The organism is Pseudomonas sp. B16120 (assembly GCF_044218845.1).
Classification (GTDB): domain Bacteria; phylum Pseudomonadota; class Gammaproteobacteria; order Pseudomonadales; family Pseudomonadaceae; genus Aquipseudomonas; species Aquipseudomonas paracarnis.
The window spans coordinates 1,069,172-1,094,954 of record NZ_CP162588.1 but is presented as its reverse complement, the minus strand read 5'-3'; the positions used below and the strand labels follow the sequence as shown (position 1 = coordinate 1,094,954).

At 61.0% G+C, this 25,783-nt stretch carries 21 protein-coding genes; 7 read left to right on the top strand and 14 right to left on the bottom strand.

The features are described from left to right. Window positions 1-7 precede the first annotated feature (7 nt). The 8 genes from tldD to mreB all read right to left on the bottom strand — a co-directional run bounded on the left by tldD (window position 8) and on the right by mreB (window position 11,165). Window positions 8-1,450 carry a metalloprotease TldD gene (gene tldD, locus AB4P90_RS05285; RefSeq protein WP_395605718.1) on the bottom strand — a complete coding sequence of 481 codons (1,443 nt, stop codon included), beginning with the start codon at window positions 1,448-1,450 and terminating at the stop codon, window positions 8-10. Window positions 1,451-1,466: 16 nt separating this feature from the next. After that, on the bottom strand, window positions 1,467-2,315 hold the full coding sequence (locus tag AB4P90_RS05280; protein WP_014716924.1) for a carbon-nitrogen hydrolase family protein: 849 nt from the start codon (window positions 2,313-2,315) through the stop codon (window positions 1,467-1,469). Between the two features lie 48 nt (window positions 2,316-2,363). Beyond that, a complete protein-coding gene (locus AB4P90_RS05275; protein ID WP_395605717.1) occupies window positions 2,364-6,179 on the bottom strand; it encodes a YhdP family protein in 3,816 nt (1,271 codons plus the stop codon). 78 nt (window positions 6,180-6,257) lie between these two features. Continuing rightward, window positions 6,258-7,715, bottom strand: a complete 1,458-nt coding sequence (gene rng, locus AB4P90_RS05270; protein WP_003188562.1) for a ribonuclease G — start codon at window positions 7,713-7,715, stop codon at window positions 6,258-6,260. Between the two features lie 70 nt (window positions 7,716-7,785). Then, window positions 7,786-8,382 carry a nucleoside triphosphate pyrophosphatase gene (locus tag AB4P90_RS05265; protein WP_103451294.1) on the bottom strand — a complete coding sequence of 199 codons (597 nt, stop codon included), beginning with the start codon at window positions 8,380-8,382 and terminating at the stop codon, window positions 7,786-7,788. A 50-nt stretch (window positions 8,383-8,432) separates the two neighbouring features. Beyond that, entirely contained in the window at window positions 8,433-8,921 is a 489-nt protein-coding gene (gene mreD, locus AB4P90_RS05260) for a rod shape-determining protein MreD (protein ID WP_003188558.1), read from the bottom strand. Next, complete coding sequence (gene mreC / locus AB4P90_RS05255) at window positions 8,921-9,958, bottom strand: rod shape-determining protein MreC (protein ID WP_020301269.1); 1,038 nt, start codon at window positions 9,956-9,958, stop codon at window positions 8,921-8,923. The genes mreD and mreC overlap by 1 nt, the downstream gene beginning before the upstream one ends. A 169-nt stretch (window positions 9,959-10,127) precedes the next feature. Next, window positions 10,128-11,165 (bottom strand): rod shape-determining protein MreB, encoded by a 1,038-nt coding sequence (gene mreB, locus AB4P90_RS05250; protein ID WP_002555108.1) that lies wholly within the window; start codon window positions 11,163-11,165, stop codon window positions 10,128-10,130. A gap of 210 nt (window positions 11,166-11,375) precedes the next feature. Here mreB and gatC point away from each other — a divergent pair, with 210 nt between their 5' ends. The 6 genes from gatC to AB4P90_RS05220 all read left to right on the top strand — a co-directional run bounded on the left by gatC (window position 11,376) and on the right by AB4P90_RS05220 (window position 16,602). Continuing rightward, window positions 11,376-11,663, top strand: a complete 288-nt coding sequence (gatC, locus tag AB4P90_RS05245) for an Asp-tRNA(Asn)/Glu-tRNA(Gln) amidotransferase subunit GatC (RefSeq protein WP_003188556.1) — start codon at window positions 11,376-11,378, stop codon at window positions 11,661-11,663. Window positions 11,664-11,679: 16 nt separating this feature from the next. Then, on the top strand, window positions 11,680-13,131 hold the full coding sequence (gene gatA / locus AB4P90_RS05240) for an Asp-tRNA(Asn)/Glu-tRNA(Gln) amidotransferase subunit GatA (protein WP_014716920.1): 1,452 nt from the start codon (window positions 11,680-11,682) through the stop codon (window positions 13,129-13,131). A gap of 10 nt (window positions 13,132-13,141) precedes the next feature. After that, window positions 13,142-14,587 carry an Asp-tRNA(Asn)/Glu-tRNA(Gln) amidotransferase subunit GatB gene (gene gatB, locus AB4P90_RS05235; protein WP_005784800.1) on the top strand — a complete coding sequence of 482 codons (1,446 nt, stop codon included), beginning with the start codon at window positions 13,142-13,144 and terminating at the stop codon, window positions 14,585-14,587. Window positions 14,588-14,744: 157 nt separating this feature from the next. Next, window positions 14,745-15,116: a septal ring lytic transglycosylase RlpA family protein gene (locus tag AB4P90_RS05230; protein WP_014716919.1), complete on the top strand. Its 372-nt coding sequence runs from the start codon at window positions 14,745-14,747 to the stop codon at window positions 15,114-15,116. A 26-nt stretch (window positions 15,117-15,142) separates the two neighbouring features. Then, the gene (locus AB4P90_RS05225) at window positions 15,143-16,222 is read left to right on the top strand and encodes a calcium/sodium antiporter (RefSeq protein ID WP_395606084.1); all 1,080 of its coding nucleotides are present in this window, start codon (window positions 15,143-15,145) and stop codon (window positions 16,220-16,222) included. Continuing rightward, window positions 16,219-16,602 carry a carboxymuconolactone decarboxylase family protein gene (locus AB4P90_RS05220; protein WP_014716917.1) on the top strand — a complete coding sequence of 128 codons (384 nt, stop codon included), beginning with the start codon at window positions 16,219-16,221 and terminating at the stop codon, window positions 16,600-16,602. The genes AB4P90_RS05225 and AB4P90_RS05220 overlap by 4 nt, the downstream gene beginning before the upstream one ends. A gap of 124 nt (window positions 16,603-16,726) precedes the next feature. Here AB4P90_RS05220 and AB4P90_RS05215 read toward each other — a convergent pair whose 3' ends face one another. From AB4P90_RS05215 to kdgD, 5 genes are all read right to left on the bottom strand, one after another. Beyond that, the gene (locus AB4P90_RS05215) at window positions 16,727-17,668 is read right to left on the bottom strand and encodes an AEC family transporter (RefSeq protein ID WP_003188544.1); all 942 of its coding nucleotides are present in this window, start codon (window positions 17,666-17,668) and stop codon (window positions 16,727-16,729) included. A gap of 187 nt (window positions 17,669-17,855) precedes the next feature. Then, a complete protein-coding gene (gene garD, locus AB4P90_RS05210) occupies window positions 17,856-19,409 on the bottom strand; it encodes a galactarate dehydratase (RefSeq protein WP_019816962.1) in 1,554 nt (517 codons plus the stop codon). Between the two features lie 10 nt (window positions 19,410-19,419). Continuing rightward, a complete protein-coding gene (locus AB4P90_RS05205) occupies window positions 19,420-20,784 on the bottom strand; it encodes an MFS transporter (RefSeq protein WP_014716915.1) in 1,365 nt (454 codons plus the stop codon). 182 nt (window positions 20,785-20,966) lie between these two features. Next, window positions 20,967-22,412: an aldehyde dehydrogenase family protein gene (locus tag AB4P90_RS05200; protein WP_395605716.1), complete on the bottom strand. Its 1,446-nt coding sequence runs from the start codon at window positions 22,410-22,412 to the stop codon at window positions 20,967-20,969. A gap of 54 nt (window positions 22,413-22,466) precedes the next feature. Further along, on the bottom strand, window positions 22,467-23,378 hold the full coding sequence (kdgD, locus tag AB4P90_RS05195; protein WP_003188537.1) for a 5-dehydro-4-deoxyglucarate dehydratase: 912 nt from the start codon (window positions 23,376-23,378) through the stop codon (window positions 22,467-22,469). 233 nt (window positions 23,379-23,611) lie between these two features. Between kdgD and AB4P90_RS05190 the strand changes: the two genes are divergently transcribed. Next, entirely contained in the window at window positions 23,612-24,769 is a 1,158-nt protein-coding gene (locus AB4P90_RS05190; RefSeq protein WP_395605715.1) for a phospholipase, read from the top strand. Window positions 24,770-24,910: 141 nt separating this feature from the next. On the opposite strand, the gene AB4P90_RS05185 is transcribed toward AB4P90_RS05190, so the two are convergent. Continuing rightward, window positions 24,911-25,660, bottom strand: coding sequence for a FadR/GntR family transcriptional regulator (locus AB4P90_RS05185; RefSeq protein WP_003188534.1), 750 nt, complete (start codon window positions 25,658-25,660; stop codon window positions 24,911-24,913). Window positions 25,661-25,783 lie beyond the last annotated feature (123 nt).

Below are 25,783 nucleotides of genomic sequence, written 5' to 3'. Positions count from 1 at the left end.
TGCGTTCCTACGATCCCGTACCACCCACGGTGATCGCATCAATTTTCAAGGTTGGCTGGCCGACACCTACCGGCACCGACTGCCCATCCTTGCCGCACGTGCCCACCCCGCTGTCCAGCGACAGGTCGTTACCGACCATCGACACCTTGCTCATGGCTTCCGGGCCGTTACCAATCAGCGTCGCCCCTTTGACCGGCGCGGTAATCTTGCCGTCTTCGATCAGGTACGCCTCGCTGGTGGAGAACACGAACTTGCCGCTGGTGATGTCCACCTGGCCGCCGCCGAGGTTGGCGCAGTAGATACCGCGTTTTACCGAGGCAATGATTTCTGCCGGATCGCTTTGGCCACCGAGCATGTAGGTGTTGGTCATGCGCGGCATTGGTAGATGCGCATAGGATTCACGACGACCATTACCGGTGCGCGCCACGCCCATCAGGCTCGCGTTGAGCTTGTCTTGCATGTAGCCCTTGAGCACGCCGTTTTCGATCAGGGTGGTGCATTCGGTCGGCGTGCCTTCGTCATCGACACTCAGCGAACCACGGCGGCCGGCCAGGGTGCCGTCATCGACAATGGTGCACAGCTTGGACGCAACCATTTCGCCCATGCGCCCACTGTAGGCAGAACTGCCCTTGCGGTTGAAATCGCCTTCCAGGCCATGGCCCACGGCTTCGTGGAGCAACACGCCAGACCAACCCGAGCCCAGCACCACCGGCAAGGTGCCGGCGGGTGCCGGAATCGCTTCCAGGTTGACCAATGCCTGGCGCAGCGCCTCACGGGCATAGCCCATGGCACGGTCGTCAGCGAGGAAATAACGGTAGTCGGTGCGCCCGCCGCCGCCATGCCCACCGCGCTCGCGGCGCCCGTTCTGTTCGACGATCACACTCACATTGAAACGCACCAGCGGCCGTACATCCGCCGCCAGCCCACCGTCTGTGGACGCCACGAGGATGCGCTCCCACACGCCCGCCATGCTCACGGTCACTTGCTGGATACGCGGGTCCAAGGCGCGGGTGGCTGCGTCGATTCGCTTGAGCAGCTCGACCTTTTCCGCACGGCTGATCACTTCCAAGGGGTTATCCGGCGCATACAACTGCGCCACGTCCTGGGTACTGAACGCCTGCACCGTGCCATTCTGCCCGGCACGGGAAATCGAACGGGCGGCACGCGCCGCCAGGCCCAGGGCCTCCAGGGTGATCGCATTGCTGTAGGCAAAGCCGGTTTTCTCACCCGATTGCGCGCGAACGCCTACGCCCTGGTCAAGGTTGAAACTGCCTTCCTTGACGATCCCATCTTCCAGCGCCCAGGACTCGGAAATCTGCCCCTGGAAATACAGGTCAGCCGCATCGATACCCGGCCCGGCCAGATCGCCGAGCACGGTTTGCAGGCTTTCGATGGTCACGCCACCGGGTGCCAGGAGGTGATCACTGACTGAGGACAACAACTCGCTCATAGGTTTGGCCTTAAATTCATCGTTCTGAAGCAGGCCGCTGCGCGCCCTGCGAGAAAAAGCGCCGGTGATTGGCCACCGGCATGCGCGCCCGTATCGACGCCTGTTCACTGCTATCGCGTTCGGCCAGTAACACCGCCTCGCCTTGATCCTGTTGCGCCAGCACTCGGCCCCAAGGGTCGACAATCGCCGCGTGGCCAAAGGTTTCCCGTGGGCCTGGGTGCACACCGCCCTGGGCAGCTGCCAGCAGGTAGCACTGGGTTTCGATGGCACGTGCGCGAATCAGCACATCCCAATGCGCAGCCCCGGTCACTGCCGTGAAGGCCGAGGGCGCGGTAATCAGTTCAGCTCCCGCCGCACGTAACTCGCTGTACAGTTCGGGGAAACGCAGGTCGTAACACACCGTCAACCCCACACGGCCCACCGGCGTATCCGCCACCACCACCTGGTTACCGAAAGCATAGTCGTCAGATTCGCGATAACGACCGCGAGCATCCGCTACGTCCACATCAAACAGGTGGAGTTTGTCGTAGCGAGCGACTATTTCACCCTGATCGTTGATCAGCAGCGAGCAAGCATTGGGTTTGGCATGGGGCTGGTCCTTGGGCGGCAACGGCAATGTGCCGGCCACTATCCATAAGGTGAGGTCGCGGGCGGCCTGTTTCAACCAGGGCAGCACAGGGCCTTGCCCCAACGCCTCGGCGCGGCCAATGTCGGCCACATCGCGGCGCCCCATGGCGGCGAAATTCTCTGGCAGCACCGCGAGTTTCGCGCCATCGGCCGCCGCCTGCTCCAGCAGGCGACGCGCCTGGGCGAGGTTGGCCAGCACGTCACTCTGGCTGACCATTTGAATTACCGCAAAGGACATGGGCCGACACTCCATACAGGGCATGGGGCCATGCTACTCCACAGGCTCTCAGTTTGGCTTTTCAAATGGCTTGTCGAAGGTGATTTTTGGATCCTTCCAGGGGCCTTGCACCTTGTATTGCACACTGGCGAAGCGCGAAACCCGGTCACCGATCAGCTTGTCGATCAAAAACAGCGCACCACCAATGGCCGGCGCACCGACAATCAGCGCCGCAATCGGCAGGTTGTTGGTCACAGGCAAGGTGACCAGCAATTTGGCGTCGACGCGATCGGCAACCAGATCCAGGGTGCCGTTAAGCTCCAGATTGGTGGAAGGCCCGGTCATGGTGATGGGCTCGCGGGTCACGAACACGCCATTACTGGCGGCCAACAAGCCTTTGACCCTGTCGTAGCTCAAGCCCTTGCCGAACAAGTCGGAAAAGTCCAAACGCAAACGCCGGCCAATGGAGTTGAAGTTAAGCAGGCCAAACACTCGCAATGCCTGGGCCCCGCCCTCCACTTCAACGAACTGACCTTTACGGAACGCGGCATCCAGGCTGCCGGAAAACCGCTTGGGCCCGACCCAGGCCGGCGACCCCGGCCAGCGGCCATCCACGTCCAGATGGAAGTCTTCGCTGGTCACCGTAGGCGCAAAACCCCAGCCCTTGAGCACGTCGGCAATGTTGCGCCCATCGAGGCGGCCCTTGTACCAACTGCTGCTGGCGCCTGGCGCACCTTCCCAACCCCCAGCGCCCTTGAGCAGCATGCCCTTGAGGCCAAGGTCGAGGTTATTGAAGGCCAGGCCCTTGGCGGTCGGGCGGATTCTCAGCGACCAGGCCCCGATCAGGTCCGAGCCCTGGAACAGCTGGTCGACGGCAATATCCAGTGCCGGAATGCTTTTTGGGTCGATATCGGCCAGCGGGTCCGGCGCGTTTTCGTCCGCCTGCGCGGTCGGGTCTGGCGCAGGCAATTTCACATACTTGAGGTTGACCGCAATCGGCGCGCCTTTGGCGTCCGGCAGGTTCACCGCGCCCTTGGCTTGCTGGCTATCGAGTTGCAGGCCCCAGGCCGCTGGTTTGCGATCGAGCTGCAAGCTGACCTGGTCAAACTGGGTACCAAACCCGGTCAGCTTGCCCACTTTGAAGTCCGCACCGCTGAGCAGTTGCTTGGCGTTGCCACCTGGATCATTGCCCGCGTAGCGATCCACGAGTTTCTTCCAGGGATCGATATCCAGTTCCGACAGCACGCCACGAATGCGCAGGCCTTTGGCACCGGGCAACACGGCATCACCATCGCCGAGGAACAATTCGCCGCGGCCATCATTGAACTTGTCCGGCGGCGCAGCAAAGGTGAAGTTAGCCAGCTCGCCGTAATCAAACCAGTAACGGCGTTCAGCGCCCTGCAAAGTCATGCGGAAGGTGCTGTCACGTCCCTGGCTGGCCGGCATGCCGAACGGTGCCGGCAGGTCCACCGCGACACCCTTGAGGTTGGAGTTGACCATCAATTGGCTGTCCGCGCCGTCGAGGATCACTTGCAACTGGTACGGAATATCGCCGGAGACCGGCAACGGCTGGCTGATTTTCAACCAGTCCGTAAGGCGCTTGACGGTGACCTGGCCATTGGCAGTCACCCGCGTGCTGATATTACCCGGTTTGCCTTCGGCAAAGATCTGCGCCGTGATGGGGCGGTCGAACGCCTGGGCCGAGATCTTCTGCCCGCTCAGGCCCTTGGCGCTGTCGAAGCGAAAATCACCCTTGAGCTGGGTCAGGTCCAGCGGCGGTTCCGCCAATTGCAGGCGCGCTTTGTCGGTCTTGAAGTCCACCACGATCTTGGGCTCAGTGCCTTTGGCCAGCGGTACGTCCAGGTCCAGGCTACCTTGCAGGTCGCCCTCGCCTTTCCAGCCAGCGAACGTAGACGCCGTGCCAATCGGGGCTTCTTGAAGGATCTTGAGGCCGTCGCCCAAACCGCCGGAGAACCCGCCCGTGAGCAGCAGATGGCTGTCGCCGCCCGCTGGGGCGTGGGGAATATTGACGTAGACATCCTTGACCTGGGTGTCGAGCAATTGGCCCTTGCTCGCCAGAATGCGTACGCCGCTCTCCTCGACAAACACTTCGCCATTGACCTTGTTCACATGAGGCCAGCCCGGCTGGAAGGCGAGTTCGGCATCATGCACCTTGAAGAACAGGCTGATATTGCGCGACGCGGGCAGTGCATTGTGGCTGAGCGAACCCTGGTACTGGAAGAAGCCTTCGTCCACCGCGCCCTTGAGGATCGCTGTGCGCAACCACTCATCCAGCGCCGGGCTCAACACGGCGGGCAGGTACTTGGGGGTGAAACGGCCATCGCCATCGACCATGCCGACCCGCAGGTCCATGTAGTCTTCCTGGCTGTGGTCGAAATGCAGGCGAATCAGGAAGTCCGCCGCCACCTTGCCTTCCTCGCCCAGTACCTTGATATATGGGGCGATCAGGGTGAAGCCTTGCTTGTCCAGCTTCCAGGTCAGGCGTGCATTGGCCTGGATGTACTGCCACGGCTTGGCGAAGATCGGATACAGATGCAAGGAAAAGTCCTTGCTGTCCATGCGCAATTCGCCCTGGCCCAGGTCGCCACTGATGCTGCCGGACACATTGCGTGCGGCTGGCGCGCCAAAGTAGGCATCGAAGCCGACACGTTCCAGGTTGGCGGCAAAACTGAGTTTTCGGTCGGTGGTGTCTTGCGGTCGGAAGTCCACCAGCACATTGCGTAACAGGCCAGTGGCTTTGAGGTGTTCGACGGCCTTGGCGAAACCGTCCGGCAGCGGCGCCAAGGCGTTGAGCAGCGGGGTAATGGGGGCCAGGTCGAGACGGTCGGCCTGCAATTTCCACACCTCCTGTTCTTTGTCGGTCGCCAGGTTTTGCTGCAATTGCAGGCGCGATTCCCAGCGGGTTTCGCCAATGTTCATCGCCAGGGAATCAAACAGCACCTTGAGGCCAGTGTCACTGCGTTGCAGGTAGGCGGTCAGGGACAGGTTTTCAAGGTGCACCGGCTTACGGTCGGCGTAGCTGCCCTTCACTTGGGGCGAATTGAGGCGTACCGCCGCGCTTTGCACCGTGCCTTTGGCCCAACTGAGCCAAAACTCACCGCCGGCCTTCAATTGCGTCAGCTTCCATTGCTGGGTCAGCCTGGCGGGAATCCACTTGGCCCAGTCGCTTTGCGGCAGGCTCAGGTAGGCATCGACCTCAGCGTCTTTCCACTGACTGGCGCGAATGCGGCTGCGCAGGCTGACCGCCAACGGTTGGCCATCGGGCAATGTCAGGCGAGCGTCCAGACGCTGCTGGCTCATGCCGGTATGCAGGCTCAGGCCCACATAGGTCACGGTCACTGGTGCCTGGTCGAAGGGTTGCAGGGTCACCTGGCTGTCCAGCACCGACACGCGCTTGACCATTTGCATGCGCGTCAGCAGTTGTTGCGGGTCCAACGGCTGGTCGTCCTGCACCGGCAAGCCTTGCAGGGTCCAGCGGCCGTCCTGGTTCTCCTTGACACTCAGTTGCAAGCCACTGACTTGCAGATGGGCGATACGCACTTCGCGGGCCATCAGGCTGGCCCACATATCCGGCACCACTTCCACCTGGTCCAGGCGCAAGGCACTGCTGCCCTCGCCGACCATGACGTCGTGGGCCAGCAATACCGGGGCAAACCCGCTCCAACGGCCTTCAAGACTACCGATGTGCAGCGGCGTATCCAGCGCAGCCTGGGCCTTGGCCTCGACTTCGGCGCGGTATTCAGCCACCAGCGGGGTGAGTTCGCGCCCCAGGCTCACATACACCGCCGCCAATACCAGCGACAACGCACACAGGCCCAGGCCCCAACGGGTCAAAGCGGCAAAAAAGCGTATCAGACGCTCCATGTCAGGCGACCCTCAAAAAACAGTTAGCGGACGGCAGATCAAGGTCTGCCGGTCTCGAAGAAAGTGCACAGTTGGGGATCAGAGCAACACCACGTCGTATTGTTCCTGGGAATACATGGTTTCGACCTGGAAGCGAATCGTGCGACCGATAAAACTTTCCAGTTCGGCGACGTTACCGGACTCTTCGTCCAGCAGGCGATCCACCACTTTCTGATTGGCAAGTACTCTATAACCTTCGGCCTGATAGGCGCGTGCCTCCCGCAGGATCTCGCGGAAAATCTCGTAGCAAACCGTTTCCGGGGTCTTCAGTTTGCCGCGCCCTTGGCAACTGCTGCACGGCTCGCACAGGACCTGTTCCAGGCTTTCACGCGTGCGCTTGCGAGTCATCTGCACCAGGCCCAACTCGGTGATGCCGATGATGTTGGTCTTGGCGTGATCGCGCTCCAGTTGCTTCTCAAGCGTACGCAGCACCTGGCGCTGGTGCTCTTCATCTTCCATGTCGATGAAGTCGATGATGATGATGCCGCCCAGGTTGCGCAGGCGCAGTTGGCGGGCAATAGCGGTAGCCGCCTCGAGATTGGTCTTGAAGATGGTCTCTTCAAGGTTGCGATGGCCCACGAATGCGCCGGTATTGACGTCGATGGTGGTCATGGCTTCTGCCGGGTCTACCACCAGGTAGCCGCCGGACTTGAGTGGCACCTTGCGTTCCAGGGCTTTCTGGATTTCGTCTTCGACGCCATACAGGTCGAATATCGGCCGCTCGCCGGGGTAGTGTTCCAGGCGATCGGCGATTTCTGGCATCAACTCAGCGACAAATTGCGTGGTGCGCTGGAAGGTTTCCCGCGAGTCGATGCGAATTTTCTCGATCTTCGGGCTGACCAGGTCGCGCAGCGTGCGCAGCGCCAGGCCAAGGTCTTCATAGATGACGCTGGGCGCGCCGATGGTCTTGATCTGCGCGTCGATCTGATCCCACAGGCGCCGCAGGTAGCGAATATCCATGAGGATCTCGTCAGCGCCAGCGCCTTCTGCGGCGGTGCGCAGGATAAACCCACCCGCTTCCTTGATGCCCTCGGCGGCGACGCAGTCGCTGACCACCTTCTTCAGGCGCTCGCGCTCGGCTTCATCTTCGATCTTCAGGGAAATGCCCACATGGGCAGTGCGCGGCATGTACACCAGGTAGCGCGAGGGAATCGACAACTGGGTGGTCAAGCGGGCGCCCTTGGAACCGATAGGGTCCTTGGTGACTTGCACCACCAGGCTCTGGCCCTCGTGCACCAGAGCGCTGATGCTTTCCACCGCAGGGCCCTCGCGCAGGGAAATTTCCGAGGCATGGATAAACGCTGCACGGTCCAGGCCGATGTCGACGAAGGCCGCCTGCATGCCCGGCAATACACGCACCACCTTGCCTTTGTAGATATTGCCGACGATCCCGCGCTTTTGGGTGCGTTCGACATGCACTTCTTGCAGAACACCGTTCTCTACCACCGCCACGCGCGATTCCATCGGCGTGATATTGATCAGAATCTCTTCACTCATGGCTGGGTCTCGTTCAGGCGTTTTCACAATAGTGACCGGTCGCTTAAGGCTTGGCGCTGGAATACGGCGTTCAGCACACGGTAAGGTTTTGCCAACAGGGTATGCCGAATTGCGCCAGGAGTTGCGCGGTTTCGCACACAGGCAGGCCCACCACCGCGGAATAACTGCCATTGAGCCCGGCAACGAACACCGAACCCAACCCCTGGATAGCATAGCCGCCGGCCTTGTCCTGCGGTTCGCCACTGTGCCAGTAGGCGGTAGCCTCCTGAACAGACACCTCGCGAAAACGTACACGACTGCTTACACATCGGGTTTCGCAACGCTGGCCGTCAGTCAGGGCAATGGCGGTGAGCACTTCATGTTCTCGACCGGAAAGCGCCATCAGCATCGCCAGCGCATCGGCCTGGTCAACGGGCTTGCCCAGGATCTGGCCATCCACGATCACAGCCGTATCGGCGCCCAATACACAGGCGCCCAAGGTTTGGCCAAGCGCAATAAAACCCGCCGTCGCCTTGCCGCGCGCAAGGCGCTCGACATAGGCAACGGCAGGCTCGTTGACAAGAGGGGTTTCATCAATAGCGGCGCTGACCACGGTGAAGGGCACACCGATCTGGGTCAACAGCTCACGTCGCCGCGGGGAGCCCGAGGCCAGGTAAAGCGAATTCATTGCAGCCTCTCCCTGTTGAGTTCGATAACCAGGCAGAGCCTCGCAACCATTCAATTGATTTTATAGCGCCGACGCAGCCCGCGCAGGCCAAAACTGATCCAGGGCCACAACAATGCACTGACCAGCGCCGGCAAGACCAACGCCAGCGTAGGCTGACGGTTGCCGGTCAAGGCGCTCAGCCACAGTTGCACCAACTGCGCCAGGCCGAAGATCACCAGGATCACCAGGCACTGCTGCCACATCGGGAACATGCGCAGGCGCTGTTGCAACGACAGCACCAGGAAGGTAATCAGTGTCAGGATCAACGCGTTCTGGCCCAGCAAGGTGCCATACAGCACATCTTCGGCCAACCCCAGGCACATGGCCGTGACCATGCCCACCTTGTGCGGCAGGTTCAACGACCAGAACGCCAGCAACAAGGCCAGCCAGAGCGGGCGCAGGATTTCCATGAACTGCGGCAGCGGCGAAACGCTGAGCAGCAAGCCGATGGCGAAGGTCAGCCAGACGATCCAGCCATTGCGTGAATGAGTACCCGCCATTAGTCCCCCCTCTGCGGTGTGGTGGCCGGAGCGGCGGTCGGTTTAGCCGGGCGCGCGTTATGCGCGGCAGGTTTGGCCGGCGTTGCCACAGGTGCTGCCGGTGCAGGTGACGTGGCTGGCGCGGGTGCAGGCGGACCAACAAAAGCAGGTTTTGGCACCGTGGCCGGCACGATAGGCGCGGTGCCATTCTGCTGGTCCTCCGCTTCCTGGGCCTGGGCAGCGTCGTTAGCGCGCTCTTCCGGGGTGCGGTTGTCGCTGAACACCAGCAGCAGGTAACGGCTGCGGTTCAGCGCGGCAGTCGGTACCGCCCGAACGATAGCGAACGGCTGGCCGGAATCGTGGATCACCTCTTTGACCGTCGCCACCGGATAACCCGCCGGGAAGCGCTGGCCCAGGCCAGAGCTGACCAACAGGTCGCCTTCCTTGATGTCAGCGGTGTCGGCCACATGGCGCAGTTCCAGGCGTTCCGGGTTACCGGTGCCGCTGGCAATCGCGCGCAAACCGTTACGGTTGACCTGTACCGGAATGCTATGGGTCGTGTCCGTCAGCAACAGCACCCGCGAGGTGTAGGGCATCAACTCCACCACCTGGCCCATCAGGCCACGGGCGTCGAGCACCGGCTGACCAAGCACCACACCGTCGCGCTCACCCTTGTTGATGATGATGCGGTGGGTAAAGGGGTTGGGGTCCATACCGATCAGTTCGGCCACTTCGACCTTTTCGTTGACCAGTGCGGAAGAATTGAGCAACTCGCGCAGCCGAACGTTCTGCTCGGTGAGGGCCGCCAGCTTTTGCATGCGCCCCTGCAACAGCAGGTTTTCAGTCTTGAGTTTTTCGTTCTCGGCGACCAGTTCGGTGCGGCTGCCAAATTGGCTGGACACGCCCTGGAAGAGACGTTGCGGCAGGTCGGTGATCCAGTAGGTCTGCATCAACACCAGCGACATCTGGCTGCGCACCGGCTTGAGCAGTGCAAAGCGGGCATCGACCACCATCAGCGCGACCGAAAGCACGGTCAGCACCAATAAGCGCACACCCAATGAGGGGCCTTTGGCGAAAAGCGGTTTAATAAGCCGCTCCTCCCAGGCAAATGTTCTCTTTATTCATACGGCATCAAACCGGCCTGGATGCAGATTGAAGAAGATAAACGCCAACAGGCAGCACTGCAAAGTGCTGCCTGCCGACGAAGCATGAACCATCCAGGCAATCTTATTCGCTGGAGAGCAGGTCCATGGTGTGTTTATCCATCATTTCCAGCGCACGACCACCGCCACGGGCAACGCAGGTCAACGGGTCTTCGGCGACGATCACCGGCAGGCCGGTTTCCTGGGCCAGCAACTTGTCGAGGTCGCGCAACAAGGCGCCACCACCGGTCAGTACCAGGCCACGCTCGGCGATATCGGAAGCCAGCTCCGGCGGCGATTGCTCCAGGGCACTTTTCACAGCCTGAACGATGGTGGCCAGGGACTCTTGCAGAGCCTCCAGCACTTCATTGGAGTTCAGGGTGAAGGCACGTGGAACGCCTTCGGCCAGGTTGCGACCGCGCACATCGACTTCGCGCACTTCGCCGCCTGGGTAAGCGGTGCCGATTTCCTGCTTGATGCGCTCGGCGGTGGATTCGCCGATCAGGCTGCCGTAGTTACGACGCACATAAGTGATGATCGCTTCGTCGAAGCGGTCGCCGCCCACGCGCACGGATTCGGCATACACCACACCGTTCAGGGAAATCAGGGCGATTTCGGTAGTACCACCACCGATATCCACCACCATCGAACCGCGCGCTTCTTCCACCGGCAGGCCGGCACCGATCGCAGCCGCCATCGGCTCTTCGATGAGGAATACTTCACGGGCACCGGCGCCAAGGGCCGATTCACGGATGGCACGACGCTCCACCTGGGTGGACTTGCACGGAACGCAGATCAGCACGCGAGGGCTGGGCTGCAGGAAACTGTTTTCGTGAACTTTGTTGATGAAGTACTGCAGCATCTTTTCGCAGACGCTGAAATCGGCGATCACGCCATCCTTCATCGGACGAATGGCAGCAATATTGCCTGGTGTACGGCCGAGCATGCGCTTGGCCTCGGTGCCAACGGCAACGACACTTTTCTGATTACCATGGGTCCGAATGGCCACAACCGATGGCTCATTCAGAACGATTCCGCGCTCGCGCACGTAAATAAGGGTGTTGGCAGTGCCCAGGTCAATGGAGAGATCGCTGGAAAACATGCCACGCAGTTTCTTGAACATGGGGAAAGGACCCTAGGCAACGCGTGGGTAAAAAAGTGCGGCAAACTCTAACAACGACAGGGATTTTGGGCAAGGCGCCAATGTGCTAAATTGGCCGACTTTCTGTGCACCAACCCCCACAATCGCGGCCTTATGACCGTAGAAATGCGGTAGTGTTCCGACAATCTAACACACGGACGCCCTCCGTTCTGTTTTCCACTGGAGAATCCCATGGCGCTTGAACGCTCCGACGTGGAAAAAATCGCACATTTGGCCTCGCTTGGCCTTAATGATGCCGATCTTCCACAGACCACCGCAGCCCTGAACAGCATTCTCGGGCTGGTCGACCAAATGCAGGCCGTGAATACCGACGGCATCGAGCCCCTGGCTCACCCACTGGAAGCCAGCCAGCGCCTGCGCGCAGACGTCGTGACCGAACGCAATAATCGCGAGGCCTACCAGTCCATCGCGCCAGCGGTCGAAAACGGCCTGTACCTGGTTCCGAAAGTCATCGACTAAAGGGAAAGAGCCTTTCATGCATCACATGACTCTGGCCGAGATCGCCCGCGGTCTCGCCGACAAATCGTTTTCTTCCGAAGAGCTGACCCAGACCTTGCTGGCGCGTATCGCCGCGCTCGATCCGAAGGTCAACAGCTTCATCAGCCTCACCGAGGAGCTGGCCCTGAGCCAGGCCAAGGCCGCCGACGCCCGTCGCGCCAACGGTGAGAATGGTGCGCTGCTCGGCGCACCGATCGCCCACAAGGACCTGTTCTGCACCCAGGGCATTCGCACCAGCTGCGGCTCGAAGATGCTCGACAACTTCAAGGCGCCCTACGACGCCACTGTGGTCGCCAAGCTGGCCGCCGCCGGCGCCGTGACCCTTGGCAAGACCAACATGGACGAATTCGCCATGGGTTCGGCCAACGAGTCCAGCTACTACGGCGCGGTGAAAAACCCGTGGAACCTGGAACACGTCCCGGGTGGTTCGTCCGGTGGTTCGGCGGCGGCCGTGGCCGCGCGCTTCCTGCCGGCCGCTACCGCCACCGATACCGGCGGTTCGATCCGCCAGCCAGCCGCCTTCACCAACCTAACCGGCCTGAAGCCGACCTACGGTCGCGTTTCCCGCTGGGGCATGATCGCCTACGCCTCAAGTCTCGATCAGGGCGGCCCTCTGGCACGCACGGCTGAAGACTGCGCAATATTGTTACAAGGCATGGCAGGCTTCGATAAACAGGACTCCACCAGCATCGACGAGCCAGTGCCGGACTACAGCGCCAGCCTGAACACCTCGATCAAGGGCCTGCGCATCGGCGTGCCGAAGGAATACTTCAGCGCTGGCCTCGACCCGCGTATCGCCGAACTGGTGCAAAACAGCATCAAAGAGCTCGAAAAGCTTGGCGCCGTGATCAAGGAAATCAGCCTGCCGAACAACCAGCACGCGATTCCCGCCTACTACGTGATCGCGCCAGCAGAGGCCTCTTCCAACCTGTCGCGTTTCGACGGCGTGCGCTTCGGCTATCGCTGCGAGAACCCGAAAGACCTCACCGACCTGTACAAACGCTCCCGCGGCGAAGGCTTCGGCAGTGAAGTGCAGCGCCGGATCATGGTCGGTGCTTATGCCCTGTCCGCCGGCTACTACGACGCGTACTACCTCAAGGCGCAAAAAATCCGTCGCCTGATCAAGAACGACTTCATGGCCGCCTTTGAAGAAGTCGATGTGATCCTCGGCCCGACCGCGCCAAACCTGGCGTGGAAGATCGGCGCCAAGACCGGCGACCCGATCGCCGAGTACCTGGAAGACCTCTACACCATCACCGCCAACCTCGCGGGCTTGCCGGGCTTGTCCATGCCCGCAGGTTTCGTCGATGGCCTGCCGGTGGGCGTGCAATTGCTCGCCCCGTATTTCCAGGAAGGCCGCCTGCTCAATGTGGCGCACCAGTACCAGTTGAATACCGACTGGCACACCCGCACCCCTACCGGCTTCTGAGGAGAACACTATGCAATGGGAAGTTGTGATCGGGCTGGAGATTCATACCCAGCTCGCCACCCAATCGAAGATTTTCTCCGGTAGCGCCACCACGTTCGGCTCCGAACCCAATACCCAGGCCAGCCTGGTCGACTTGGGCATGCCCGGCGTGCTGCCGGTGCTGAATCAGGAAGCGGTGCGCATGGCCGTGATGTTCGGCTTGGCGATTGACGCCGAGATCGGCCAGCACAACGTGTTTGCGCGCAAGAACTACTTCTACCCGGACCTGCCCAAGGGCTACCAGATCAGCCAGATGGAACTGCCGATTGTCGGCAAGGGCCACCTGGACATTCCCCTGGAAGACGGCACCATCAAGCGCGTCGGCGTCACCCGTGCGCACCTGGAAGAAGACGCCGGCAAAAGCCTGCACGAAGAATTCCCGGGCGCTACCGGTATCGACCTGAACCGTGCTGGCACGCCGCTGCTGGAGATCGTGTCCGAGCCGGACATGCGCAGCGCCAAGGAAGCCGTGGCCTACGTCAAGACCATCCACGCGCTGGTGCGCTACCTGGGCATCTGCGACGGCAACATGGCCGAAGGCTCGCTGCGTTGCGACTGCAACGTGTCGATCCGCCCAAAGGGCCAGGTCGAGTTCGGCACCCGCTGCGAGATCAAGAACGTCAACTCGTTCCGCTTCATCGAGAAGGCGATCAACAGCGAAGTACGTCGCCAGATCGAGCTGATCGAAGACGGCGGCAAGGTGATCCAGCAAACGCGCCTGTACGATCCGAACAAAGACGAAACCCGCGCCATGCGCAGCAAAGAGGAAGCCAACGACTACCGTTACTTCCCCGACCCGGACCTGTTGCCGGTGGTGCTGGAGGATTCCTTCCTCAATGACATCCGCGCCACCCTGCCGGAACTGCCGCAGCAAAAACGCGAGCGCTTCCAGGAGCAGTTCGGCCTGTCGGTCTACGATGCCAGCGTCCTGGCCTCCAGCCGTGAACAAGCCAACTACTTCGAAAAAGTCGTGAGCATTGCCGGCGACGCCAAGCTGGCGGCCAACTGGGTGATGGTCGAGCTGGGCAGCCTGTTGAACAAACAAGGCCTGGAAATCGACGAAGCGCCGGTCACCGCCGAACAACTGGGTGGCATGCTGCTGCGCATCAAGGACAACACCATCTCCGGCAAAATTGCCAAGACCGTGTTCGAAGCGATGGCTGCCGGTGAAGGCAATGCCGACGAGATCATCGAGAAGCGTGGCCTCAAGCAAGTCACCGACAGCGGCGCCATCTCGGCCGTGCTCGATGAGATGCTCGCGGCCAATGCCGAGCAGGTCGAGCAATACCGTGCGGCAGACGAAGCCAAGCGCGGCAAGATGTTCGGCTTCTTTGTCGGCCAGGCGATGAAAGCCTCCAAGGGCAAAGCCAACCCGCAACAGGTGAACGAACTGCTCAAAAGCAAGCTCGAAGGCTGATTGCAGTGAAATGGTCGGAGTGGAGTTTCACCTACACCCCGACCTTTTGTGGGAGCTGGCTTGCCTGCGATTCAGGCACCTCGGTGTTTCAGTTACACCGAGCCGATGCTATCGCAGGCAAGCCAGCTCCCACATTTACATCTGGGACTTCCTGACAATGAAGCGTCTACTCGGCCTCCTGGCCCTGTCCTCCCTGCTGGCCGGTTGCGCCAGCGGCCTCATCGACCCCAACGGCTACGACGAAACCGGCACCGCGTCTTATTACGGCGCCAAGCACCATGGCAAGAAAACCGCCAGCGGTGAACCTTTCAACCAGAACGCCTTGACCGCCGCCCATCGGCGCCTGCCCTTCGGCACCCAGGTCAAGGTGACCAACCTCGACAACAACCGTTCTGTCGTGGTGCGTATCACTGATCGCGGCCCGCATACCCGTGGGCGCCTGATCGACCTTTCACGCAAGGCTGCCGAGCAGTTGCGCATGCTGCGCAGCGGTACCGCACGGGTACGCGTGCAAGCCCTGAACAACTGATCGAGGCAGCCTTGAGCATTTTCGGATTGAACGCCCTCTCACCCTGGAGCCTGCTCGAACTGGTGGGCGGCCTGATCTTGCTGATCATCGGCGCTGAAATCCTGGTACGCGCCGCGGTACGCCTGGCGGCGAGCCTCAAGGTGCGGCCACTGATCATCGGCTTGAGCATCGTCGCCTTCGGCAGCAGTGCGCCACAGATGACCGTCAGTCTTCAGGCCACGCTGGCCGGCAACACGGACATTGCCGTAGGCAGCGTCATCGGCAGCAGCATCTTCAATATCCTTGTGACCCTGGGTTTGTCCGCACTGATCATTCCGCTGCGGGTCTCGCGGCAGCTGGTGCGCGTGGATATCCCGGTGATGATCGTCGCCGGCCTGCTGGTGTTTATCCTCGCCGCCAATGAAATACTGACGCCCTTCGATGGCGCCGTGCTGCTGGTGGCGCTGGTGGCCTACCTAGGCGTATTGCACTACCAGACACGTCATTCCCGCCGCCCGCGCACTCTGGACACCGTGGCGAAGGCGCCATGGCTGAGCAGTGTGCTGCTGATGCTCGGCGGTTTGCTGGTGCTGGTGCTCGCCGGGCATTTGTTGCTCGGCGCAGCGGTGGAGGTGGCGGGCGATCTCGGATTGTCGGAGCGCGTCATCGGCCTCACGTTGATCGGCGTCGGCACCTCGCTGCCGTGCCTTGCCACGTCGCTGATCGCCGCGTTGCGTGGCGAACGGGAGATTGCCGTAGGCAACGTGATCGGCAGCAACCTGTTCAACCTGCTCGGCGTGCTGGGTTTTACCGCACTGGTGGCGCCGACACCGCTTTCGGTATCACCCAACGCCCTGGACTTCGATTTACCGGTGATGCTCGGCGCCATCATCCTGTGCCTGCCGGTGTTCTATACCGGCTATCGGGTAACACGTATCGAAGGGCTGGTGCTGCTGGGGCTGTACCTGGCGTACGGGCTGCATGTCATGGCCTTCACCACGGGCATGCCGCTGGCCAACAAGCTTGAACAATTGATGCTGTATTACGTCCTGCCAGCGTTAGTGGTTTTGCTGTTGTTCACCTCACTGCGCGCCTGGCACCGCCAACACAAGAGGGAATCGCAATGACCGATCAGAAAAAACCCGGGGTTGAAGTACGTCGCCAGGTCATGGGCGATGCGTTCGTCGACCGCGCCCTGGGCAATGCCACGGCGTTCACCCAGCCGCTGCAGGACTTCGTCAACGAGCACGCGTGGGGCAGCGTCTGGAACCGCGAGGGTTTGCCGCTCAAGACCCGCAGCCTGATCACCCTCGCCGCCCTCACCGCCCTCAAGTGCCCGCAGGAACTCAAGGGCCATGTGCGCGGTGCACTGAATAATGGCTGTACGGTGGAGGAGATCCGCGAAGCGCTGCTGCATTGCGCGGTGTATGCCGGGGTGCCGGCGGCGATTGATGCGTTTCGGGCGGCGCAGGAAGTGATTGAGGCGTATCAGGCGGATCAGCAGTGACTGCCAGATAGTTATCGCAGGCAAGCCAGCTCCCACACTTGAGAGTATTCACACATCCACATGTGGGAGCTGGCTTGTCGGGTCGCCGCATCGCTGCGATGGGGCCTCAAGCTGCCCGCCTATTTCAGATCCAACCACCCGCCTGCAACACAAAAATCCCGATATTCGTGGTCACCGCCGCCATCAACGTGGTGATCACGATAATCGCGGCCGCCAACTCATGATTACCCTCCGCCGCCCTGGCCATCACAAAGCTCGCGGCGGCCGTGGGCGCGCCGAAATACAGAAACAGAATCCCCAACTCCGGCCCTCGGAACCCCAGCAACCAAGCGCCCAACGTGGCGATCACTGGTAGCCAGATCATCTTCATCAGGCTCGCGCTCAACGCCATGTTGCCGCTCTTGCGCAGCGCGGCCATGGACAAGGTGCCGCCGATGCAAATCAACGCCAACGGCAGCGTGGTGTCGGACAGGTACTGCAAGGATTTCTCAAGCCAGCCGGGCACGCCGATCTGGAAGTACGCGAACGGCGTGGCGACGATCACGCTGATAATCAGCGGGTTGGCCAATACGCTTTTGAAGATGCTCCACGGGTCGGACTTGATCACTGGGCTATAGACCGCCAGCACAATGGTCGACAGCGTGTTGTAAAAGAGGATCACCAGCGCGGCGAGGATCGCGCCCAGCGATATACCGTAGTCGCCGTACATACTGGCCGCCAGCGCCAGGCCGATGACCCCGTTATTGCCACGAAACGCGCCTTGGGCGTAGATGCCTCGGTCTTCGCGCTTGCAACGAAAGATTGCCCAGCCCCAGGCCATGGCAAAGCTCACCAAGGTGGCGACGCAAAAGTAGATCAGCAACCCCGGCTTGAGCGCCGAGTGCAGGTCGGCATGCAGAATGCCAAGGAACAGCAGCGCCGGCATGGCGACGTTGAACACCAGGGACGATGCGGTGTGGATAAAGTTGTCATTGATCCAGTTGATGCGCTTTAGAAACACGCCCAGGAACAGCATGGCAAACACCGGCGCGGTGATGGTGAGGGTGGTGAGGAAGATTGCCAGCATGCCGGGGAGAACCTTGGTGGGCGTCGTTAGTTGGCTAATGATAAGCCAGTCCGAGCGGGTTCGTGTGGGCAACGCCATTCAAATGTGGGAGCTGGCTTGCCTGCGATGGCAATATGTCAGCCGATGCACTCATAATTGATGCACCGCTATCGCAGGCAAGCCAGCTCCCACAGGTTAGCGCCTGGTCTCAGGTAATCGGCGCCGGGTTGAACAGCGTGATGTCGTTATGCAGCTTGTGCCGCTCTGCCCAGGTCTGCTTCTTGCCGCTGGCCACATCCAGATAGAAGTGGAACAGCTCCCAGCCCAACTCCTCGATACTCGCCCGCCCCGTGGCAATGCGCCCGGCGTCGATATCGATCAGGTCCGGCCAACGCTGGGCCAGCTCGGTGCGGGTGGAGACCTTCACCACCGGCGCCATCGCCAGCCCGTATGGCGTGCCGCGCCCGGTGGTGAACACGTGCAGGTTCATCCCCGCCGCCAGTTGCAAGGTGCCGCAGACAAAATCACTGGCCGGTGTGGCGCAAAAGATCAGGCCCTTTTCCTTGAAGCGCTCACCAGGGCCAAGCACGCCGTTGATGGCACTGCTGCCGGATTTGACGATGGAGCCCAACGACTTTTCGACAATATTCGACAGCCCGCCCTTCTTGTTACCCGGCGTGGTATTGGCGCTGCGGTCTGCCTCGCCCTTGGCCAGGTAACGGTCGTACCAGTCCATTTCCCTGACCAGCTCGCGGGCGACGTCCTGGTTCTGCGCGCGTGAGGTCAGCAGGTAAATCGCATCGCGCACTTCAGTCACTTCGGAAAACATCACCGTCGCGCCGGCGCGCAGTAACAGATCCGAGGCATACCCCAGCGCCGGGTTGGCGGTGATGCCGGAAAACGCATCGCTGCCGCCGCACTGCATGCCCAGGATCAACTCGGAGGCCGGCACGGTTTCGCGGCGACGCTGGTTGAGTTTTTTCAAGCGCACGTCGGCCAGGGCCATGATCTGCTCGATCATTTCAGTAAAGCCGTGGCTGGAATCCTGCAAGCGATACAGCCATGGCTCGCTCAGGTCCACGGAGCTGTCGTTATCGTGCATCACCTGCCCTGCCTGAAGCTTTTCGCAGCCCAGGCTGATCACCAAGGCCTCGCCGCCCAGGTTGGGGTTGCGCGCCAGGTTGCGCACGGTGCGGATGGGGATATAGGCATCCGTCGCCGTAATCGCCACGCCGCAGCCGTAGCTGTGGGTCAGCGCCACCACATCATCGACATGCGGGTACTGGGGCAGCAACTCGTCCTTGATGCGCTTGACCGCATGGTCCAGCACGCCGGTCACGCATTGCACGGTGGTGGTAATGCCGAGGATATTGCGCGTGCCCACGGTGCCGTCTGCATTGCGATAGCCCTCGAAGGTAAACCCCTCCAGGGGCGCCTGGGTTTCAGGCACCTCGGTGGACAGCGGCAAGCTGTCCAGCGGCGGTGCGGTGGGCATGCGCAACTGGTCCTCCTGCACCCAACTGCCGCGCGGAATCGGCGCCAGGGCATAACCGATGGTCTGGCCGTAGCGAATAATCTGGCCGCCCTCGGGGATGTCTTCCAGGGTCACCTTGTGGCTCTGCGGGATGAAATCCACGGTGACCAGGCCGTCGGGAAACTCGGTACCGGCGGGTACCCCTTGATCGTTCACCACGATCACCACATTGTCGCGCTCGTGCAAACGGATCGAGCGCGGCGAGTCAGCATGTTCAATCAACTGCATCACACGAACCTCAGGAATGCGCTTGGGAAAGGTTGGTCAACTCCGGGCCTTTGGTGGGCGGCTCCTTGAGCACCACGCGCTTGATCGGGCCGACAATCACCAGGTAGCTGAATACCGCCACCAGCGCGTTGGCGCCGACGAACACCAGCGCCCATTTGAACGAGCCGGTGGTGCTGATGATGTAGCCAATCACAATCGGCGTGGTGATCGACGCCAGGTTACCGAAGGTGTTGAACAAGCCGCCACTGAGCCCGGCGATTTGTTTCGGCGAAGTGTCGGACACCACTGCCCAACCCAATGCGCCAACGCCTTTGCCGAAGAAGGCCAAGGCCATGAAGCCCACCACCATCCATTCGATGTCCACGTAATTGCACGCCACGATGCTGCTGGAAATCAGCAGGCCACCGATGATCGGCGCCTTGCGTGCGAAGGTCAGCGAATGGCCTTTGCGCAGCAGGTAGTCGGAAATCACCCCGCCGAGCACCCCGCCGATAAAGCCGCAGATCGCCGGTAACGAGGCAATGAAGCCGGCTTTGAGGATGGTCATGCCACGCTCCTGCACCAGGTACACCGGAAACCAGGTCAGGAAGAAGTAGGTGATACCGTTGATGCAATACTGGCCCAGGTAGACGCCAAGCATCATGCGGTTGGTCAGAAGCTGGCGGATGTAATCCCACTTGGGCCCGTCGGTTTTCTTACCCTTGCCCTTGTCCTGATCCATATCGACCATCGCGCCATTGGCGGCGATGTGATTGAACTCGGCCTCGTTGATCATCGGATGCTGGCGCGGGCTGTGGATAACTTTCAGCCAGATCAGCGAGAAAACAATGCCGATCACGCCCATCACGATAAACACGTGCTGCCAGCCAAAGCGATAGACGATCCAGCCCATCAACGGCGCGAACAACACCGTGGCGAAATACTGGGCCGAGTTGAAGATCGCCGACGCAGTGCCGCGTTCCGCCGTAGGAAACCACGCCGCAACAATACGGGCATTTCCCGGAAACGACGGCGCCTCGGCCAAGCCCACCATAAAGCGCAGCATGAACAGCGCGACCACCGCAGTGGAGACGCCAAACTCACCGACATAGCCTTGCAGCACGGTGAACAGCGACCAGGTGAAGATGCTCAGGGCATAGACTTTTTTCGAGCCGAAACGGTCGAGCAGCCAGCCACCGGGAATTTGCCCGGCCACGTAGGCCCAACCGAATGCAGAGAAGATATAACCGAGGGTGACCGCGTCGATACCGAGGTCTTTTTGCAGGCTGGAGCCGGCGATAGCGATGGTGGCCCGGTCGGCGTAGTTGATCGTGGTCACCAGGAACAGCATGAGCAGGATCAAATAGCGGACGTGGGTCGGCTTGGTCGCTTGCATGTAGAAGTACTCCCACTAATTATTTTTTTTGCGGGTAATTATTTTTTTGCCGTGGAAACCGCACTATGAGGGAGCCGGGCTTGCCCGCGATGCAGGCACCTCGGTGTGTCAGCGAGACCGAGGTGAGGCTATCGCAGGCAAGCCAGCTCCCACCTGGAGCCGGTGCCACGGGGTGCTGCGTGTTACGAACCGATGTAGCTGGTTTTCACCACGGTGTAGAACTCTTGCGCATAGCGACCTTGCTCACGCGAACCGTAGGATGAGCCCTTACGGCCACCAAATGGAACGTGATAGTCCACCCCCGCCGTCGGCAGGTTGACCATCACCATTCCAGCCTGGGAGTGGCGCTTGAAGTGGTTGGCATATTTGAGCGAGGTGGTGGCGATGCCGGCCGACAAGCCGAACTCGGTGTCATTGGCCATGGCCAGCGCCGCCTCGTAGTCCGCCACGCGCACCACGTTGGCCACCGGGCCGAAGATCTCTTCACGGCTGATGCGCATCGCCGCTTCACTGTCGGCAAACAGTGTGGGCGCCAGGTAATAGCCTTCGGTGTCGCAGGTGACCAGGCCGCCACCGCTCACCAGCCGGGCGCCTTCGCTCTGGCCGATGTCGATGTATTTCATGTCCTGATCCAACTGGGCCTGGGACACCACCGGGCCAATGTCGGTACCACTATGCAAAGCGTGGCCGACCTTGATCGACTTCATGCGCTCGGCCATGGCGGCGACAAACTGGTCGTGGATCCCCGCGGTGACAATCAAGCGGCTCGAGGCGGTGCAACGCTGGCCGGTGGAGTAGAACGCACTCTGTACCGACAGCTCGACAGCCTGCTTGAGGTCGGCATCGTCGAGAATGATCTGCGGGTTCTTGCCACCCATTTCCAACTGCACCTTGACCTGGCGCGATACACAGCTGACGGCGATCTGACGCCCAACACCCACAGACCCGGTGAAACTGATGCCATCGACTTTCGGGCTGTTGACCAGCACGTCGCCGACCACACGGCCACTGCCCATCACCAGGTTGAACACACCGGCAGGGAAGCCGGCGCGGGAGATGATTTCGGCCAAGGCCCAGGCACAGCCCGGCACCAGTTCGGCAGGCTTGATCACCACGCAGTTGCCGTAGGCCAGCGCCGGAGCGATTTTCCACGCGGGGATGGCGATCGGGAAGTTCCACGGGGTGATCAGGCCCACCACACCGAGGGCTTCGCGGGTCACTTCAACGTTGATGCCCGGGCGCACCGAAGGCACGTAATCGCCCGACAGGCGCAGGCACTCACCGGCGAAGAATTTGAAAATATTGCCGGCGCGGGTCACTTCACCAATGGCTTCGGGGAGGGTCTTGCCCTCTTCGCGGGCCAGCAGGGTGCCGAGTTCTTCACGACGGGCGAGAATCTCGCTGCCGACTTTATCCAGCGCATCGTGACGCGCCTGGATACCGGAGGTGGACCACGCCGGGAACGCGGCGCGGGCAGCGTCGATGGCCGCGTTGACTTGGGCCACGTCGGCTTTGGCATATTCGCCAATGGCGTCGGACACATCCGAGGGGTTGATGTTGGTGCAGTAGTCGGCGCCGGTTACCCATTGGCCATTGATGTAGTTCTCAAAACGCTTTGCTTGGGACACGAATCTTCTCCTGACGCAAAAGGCCGCTGATTGCTCAGCGGCCTTGTGGATAATTTATTGCGCGCCTTGCTTGTCGATCAGCGCGGCGAGGGCTTCGTACTCTTCCGGCAGCAGGTCGGTCAGTGGCGTGCGCACGGGGCCGGCGTCATAACCGACGATTTTCGCACCGGCCTTGACGATGCTCACCGCGTAACCGGCCTTGCGATTACGGATATCCAGGTACGGCAGGAAGAAATCGTCGATGATCTTGCCGACGGTGGCGTGATCTTCGCGGGCAATGGCGTGATAGAAATCCATCGCCGTCTTGGGGATGAAGTTGAACACCGCCGAGGAGTACACCGGCACGCCCAGGGCCTTGTAGGCTGCGGCGTAAACCTCTGCAGTCGGCAAACCACCGAGGTAGCTGAAACGGTCGCCCAGGCGACGGCGGATCGACACCATCAACTCGATATCGCCCAGGCCATCCTTGTAGCCGATCAGGTTCGGGCAGCGCTCGGCCAGGCGCTCCAACAGCGGTGCGGTCAGGCGGCAGACATTGCGGTTGTACACCACCACGCCGATCTTGACCGACTTGCACACGGCTTCAACGTGGGCGGCAACCCCGTCCTGGCTGGCTTCGGTGAGGTAGTGCGGCAGCAGCAGCAACCCTTTGGCGCCGAGGCGTTCGGCCTCTTGGGCGTACTCGATGGCTTGGCGGGTAGCACCGCCCACACCGGCCAGGATCGGCACGCTGGACGCGCAGGTATCCACGGCGGTTTTCACCACCTGGGAATATTCGCTGGCCGCCAGGGAGAAAAACTCACCTGTGCCACCCGCGGCGAACAAGGCGCTGGCGCCATAAGGGGCCAGCCATTCCAGGCGCTTGATGTAACCCGCCTGGTGGAAATCACCCTGGGCGTTGAAATCGGTCACCGGGAAAGACAGCAGACCGTGGGAGAGGATGGACTTCAGTTCTTGTGGATTCATTATTCGAACACCCTGGGCGAAGACTTTCTAACGAAAGGTTGTTGTTGGTTTTGATGATGTCGTACGTCATCGTACAACTATAAATAAATTCGTCAACTGCAATTCATCCGGCGTACTCCTGCGAAGGCTTAAGACGCGGCTCTTGACGTAGGAAATTTCTCACCTATGATCCATATAACTGTATATGTATACAGTTATCACGGAAGATTCCTACGACATAGCAAGGAGCTAACATGTCAGGTCTTGAACTCGCAGCACCCGAAAAAAACCCGCCAACCCTGCGCTTCGAAGGCGGTGAACACACCGCCATCGGCGATGACACCCTGCTTCGCTTCAGCAAGGACGCCCCGGCCATCCCTGCGCGCCAAGTCGAACTGCACCTGCCCAACGGGCTCGCGCTGACCTATGGTCAAGTAATCGCCCTGGGCGGCGACTTCTATAGCATCCCCGGCCAACCGATCAGCGATGGCAACTCCCCGTCCGAGCGCGTGCAACGCTTCACCGCCGCTTTCAACTCTCTCGCCGTGTTGCCCGCTTCACGGCAAGAAGCGCAGAAGATCCTGGCGGTGATGCAAAAGGAGATCAACGCCGTCAACCAGGCGATCAAGGACGGCAAACAGCCGCACGAAGCCTACGACGCCCTGGGTGATACGTTGTCCGAGGAGTGGAACCGCATCACCGGCGGCGGCAGCGCTGTTTCGGCCCTCGTGCCACTGGGCCGCTACTTGAAACTGGCAGCCGACAACGCCGACCACTTCGGTGAGTGGGCCTTGTCGGCCTACATGGCCGGCCATACGGCAGCACTGCAACAGGCAGTGGTGGCCCATCAGACCGGCACCGACCAGGCCCTGGAATTGGCTTACGCCATGAACAGCTTTGCCGATCACTTTTTGACCGATCTGTTTTCCGCCGGCCACCTGCGGGTACCGCGCAAACAACTGGCAGCGGTGGTGACGCCTGGAGAACTCGGCTCGCTGATCAGCCGCTTCATGCACGATGAAGACAGTAAATTCGGGCTCAAGGTGCGCAATGCCATGGGCGCTCAGTGGCATGCCTACGGCGACAAGCGCTACTTCGACAGCATTGACGCCGACAATCGCGTGCAGGTCAAACGGGCGGTACAGGCCTCGGCAGATGAAATCTTCGAAACCTTCATCAGCGGCATCGCGCCCTCCCCGGCCGAGTTCAAGGCACCGCTGTATGTGCCCGACCTGAACGCCGCGCAGAACCCGGCGAATAACTTCTCGCCGCTGTTCAAGATAGAGGGGGACAAGGTGCTGCGGCGCAAGGACGTCAACGATTTGAACGACAAGCACTGGACCAATGATTGGTGGGGATGGAGTACGTACTTGTTGCTTAAGGACTACAAGCCAAACCAACCCGCCAACTAACGGCTGGCATGATCGTTCCCACGCTCTGCGTGGGAATACAGCCTATGACGCTCCGCGTCACCCTGCGAGGGCTTGAGAAATTCACGCGCATCGGGACGCGGAGCGTCCATAGAGGCGTTACCACGCAGAGCGTGGGAACGATCAGCCCCGCTGCGCCTCTGCCTCTTCATGGGCATGGCGCAGTCGCTCGCGACTGTTGGTCAAATGCAAGCGCATCGCCGCCCGTGCCGCATCCGAATCCTGGCGGGCAATCGCCTCATAGATTTCTTCGTGTTCGCGGCTCAAGCGGCTCATGTAGTGCTGTTGGTCATCATGGGCCAGGCGCGCCGAATTCAGGCGGGTACGCGGAATGATGCTGGTGCCCAGGTGGGTCATGATGTCGGTGAAGTAGCGGTTGCCGGTAGACAGCGCAATTTCCAGGTGGAAGGCAAAGTCCGACGCCACCGCATCGCCGGCGTGGGCCGCACTTTCATTCAAGGCATCGAGGGCCGCACGCATGGCCGCCAGTTGCTCATCGCTGCGACGCAGCGCCGCGAGGCCCGCAGACTCCACTTCCAGGCTGATACGCAACTCCAGAATCGCCAGCACATCACGCAAGGTCACCACCGTGGCCGGGTCTATGCGAAAACCGCTGGGGCTTGGCGTGTCCAGCACGAAGGTGCCGATACCATGGCGAGTCTCGACCTGCCCCGCCGCCTGCAGGCGCGAGATGGCTTCACGCACCACCGTCCGGCTGACGCCATGGGCGTCCATGATCGCCGACTCGGTGGGCAACTTGTCGCCGCGTTTGAGCTGGCCATCGCGGATCTGCTCGGACAACACCGTGACCAATTCCTGGGCAAGGCTGCGGCGCTTGCGGGGAAGACGTGGGGCGGCGCTGGCGTTTTCCATGATGAACCATCTTTCTCGACGAACTAAAGACCGCATCATAGCCCATGGTGGTTGTACGATCACCGTTCTGGCGCGACTTTCATCCATATCCTTCACGCAAAAAAAATGCCCCGATAGACGTCG

What these genes read in the sequence shown, in the direction of transcription:
- AB4P90_RS05275 (WP_395605717.1), bottom strand. Translation starts at nt 6,179, where the DNA reads ATGGAGCGTCTGATACGCTTTTTTGCCGCTTTGACCCGTTGGGGCCTG.
- gatB (WP_005784800.1), top strand. Translation starts at nt 13,142, where the DNA reads ATGCAATGGGAAGTTGTGATCGGGCTGGAGATTCATACCCAGCTCGCC.
- rng (WP_003188562.1), bottom strand. Translation starts at nt 7,715, where the DNA reads ATGAGTGAAGAGATTCTGATCAATATCACGCCGATGGAATCGCGCGTG.
- gatC (WP_003188556.1), top strand. Translation starts at nt 11,376, where the DNA reads ATGGCGCTTGAACGCTCCGACGTGGAAAAAATCGCACATTTGGCCTCG.
- AB4P90_RS05215 (WP_003188544.1), bottom strand. Translation starts at nt 17,668, where the DNA reads ATGCTGGCAATCTTCCTCACCACCCTCACCATCACCGCGCCGGTGTTT.
- mreD (WP_003188558.1), bottom strand. Translation starts at nt 8,921, where the DNA reads ATGGCGGGTACTCATTCACGCAATGGCTGGATCGTCTGGCTGACCTTC.
- tldD (WP_395605718.1), bottom strand. Translation starts at nt 1,450, where the DNA reads ATGAGCGAGTTGTTGTCCTCAGTCAGTGATCACCTCCTGGCACCCGGT.
- kdgD (WP_003188537.1), bottom strand. Translation starts at nt 23,378, where the DNA reads ATGAATCCACAAGAACTGAAGTCCATCCTCTCCCACGGTCTGCTGTCT.
- garD (WP_019816962.1), bottom strand. Translation starts at nt 19,409, where the DNA reads ATGCAGTTGATTGAACATGCTGACTCGCCGCGCTCGATCCGTTTGCAC.
- AB4P90_RS05265 (WP_103451294.1), bottom strand. Translation starts at nt 8,382, where the DNA reads ATGAATTCGCTTTACCTGGCCTCGGGCTCCCCGCGGCGACGTGAGCTG.
- AB4P90_RS05230 (WP_014716919.1), top strand. Translation starts at nt 14,745, where the DNA reads ATGAAGCGTCTACTCGGCCTCCTGGCCCTGTCCTCCCTGCTGGCCGGT.
- AB4P90_RS05205 (WP_014716915.1), bottom strand. Translation starts at nt 20,784, where the DNA reads ATGCAAGCGACCAAGCCGACCCACGTCCGCTATTTGATCCTGCTCATG.
- AB4P90_RS05185 (WP_003188534.1), bottom strand. Translation starts at nt 25,660, where the DNA reads ATGGAAAACGCCAGCGCCGCCCCACGTCTTCCCCGCAAGCGCCGCAGC.
- mreB (WP_002555108.1), bottom strand. Translation starts at nt 11,165, where the DNA reads ATGTTCAAGAAACTGCGTGGCATGTTTTCCAGCGATCTCTCCATTGAC.
- AB4P90_RS05190 (WP_395605715.1), top strand. Translation starts at nt 23,612, where the DNA reads ATGTCAGGTCTTGAACTCGCAGCACCCGAAAAAAACCCGCCAACCCTG.
- AB4P90_RS05220 (WP_014716917.1), top strand. Translation starts at nt 16,219, where the DNA reads ATGACCGATCAGAAAAAACCCGGGGTTGAAGTACGTCGCCAGGTCATG.
- AB4P90_RS05280 (WP_014716924.1), bottom strand. Translation starts at nt 2,315, where the DNA reads ATGTCCTTTGCGGTAATTCAAATGGTCAGCCAGAGTGACGTGCTGGCC.
- gatA (WP_014716920.1), top strand. Translation starts at nt 11,680, where the DNA reads ATGCATCACATGACTCTGGCCGAGATCGCCCGCGGTCTCGCCGACAAA.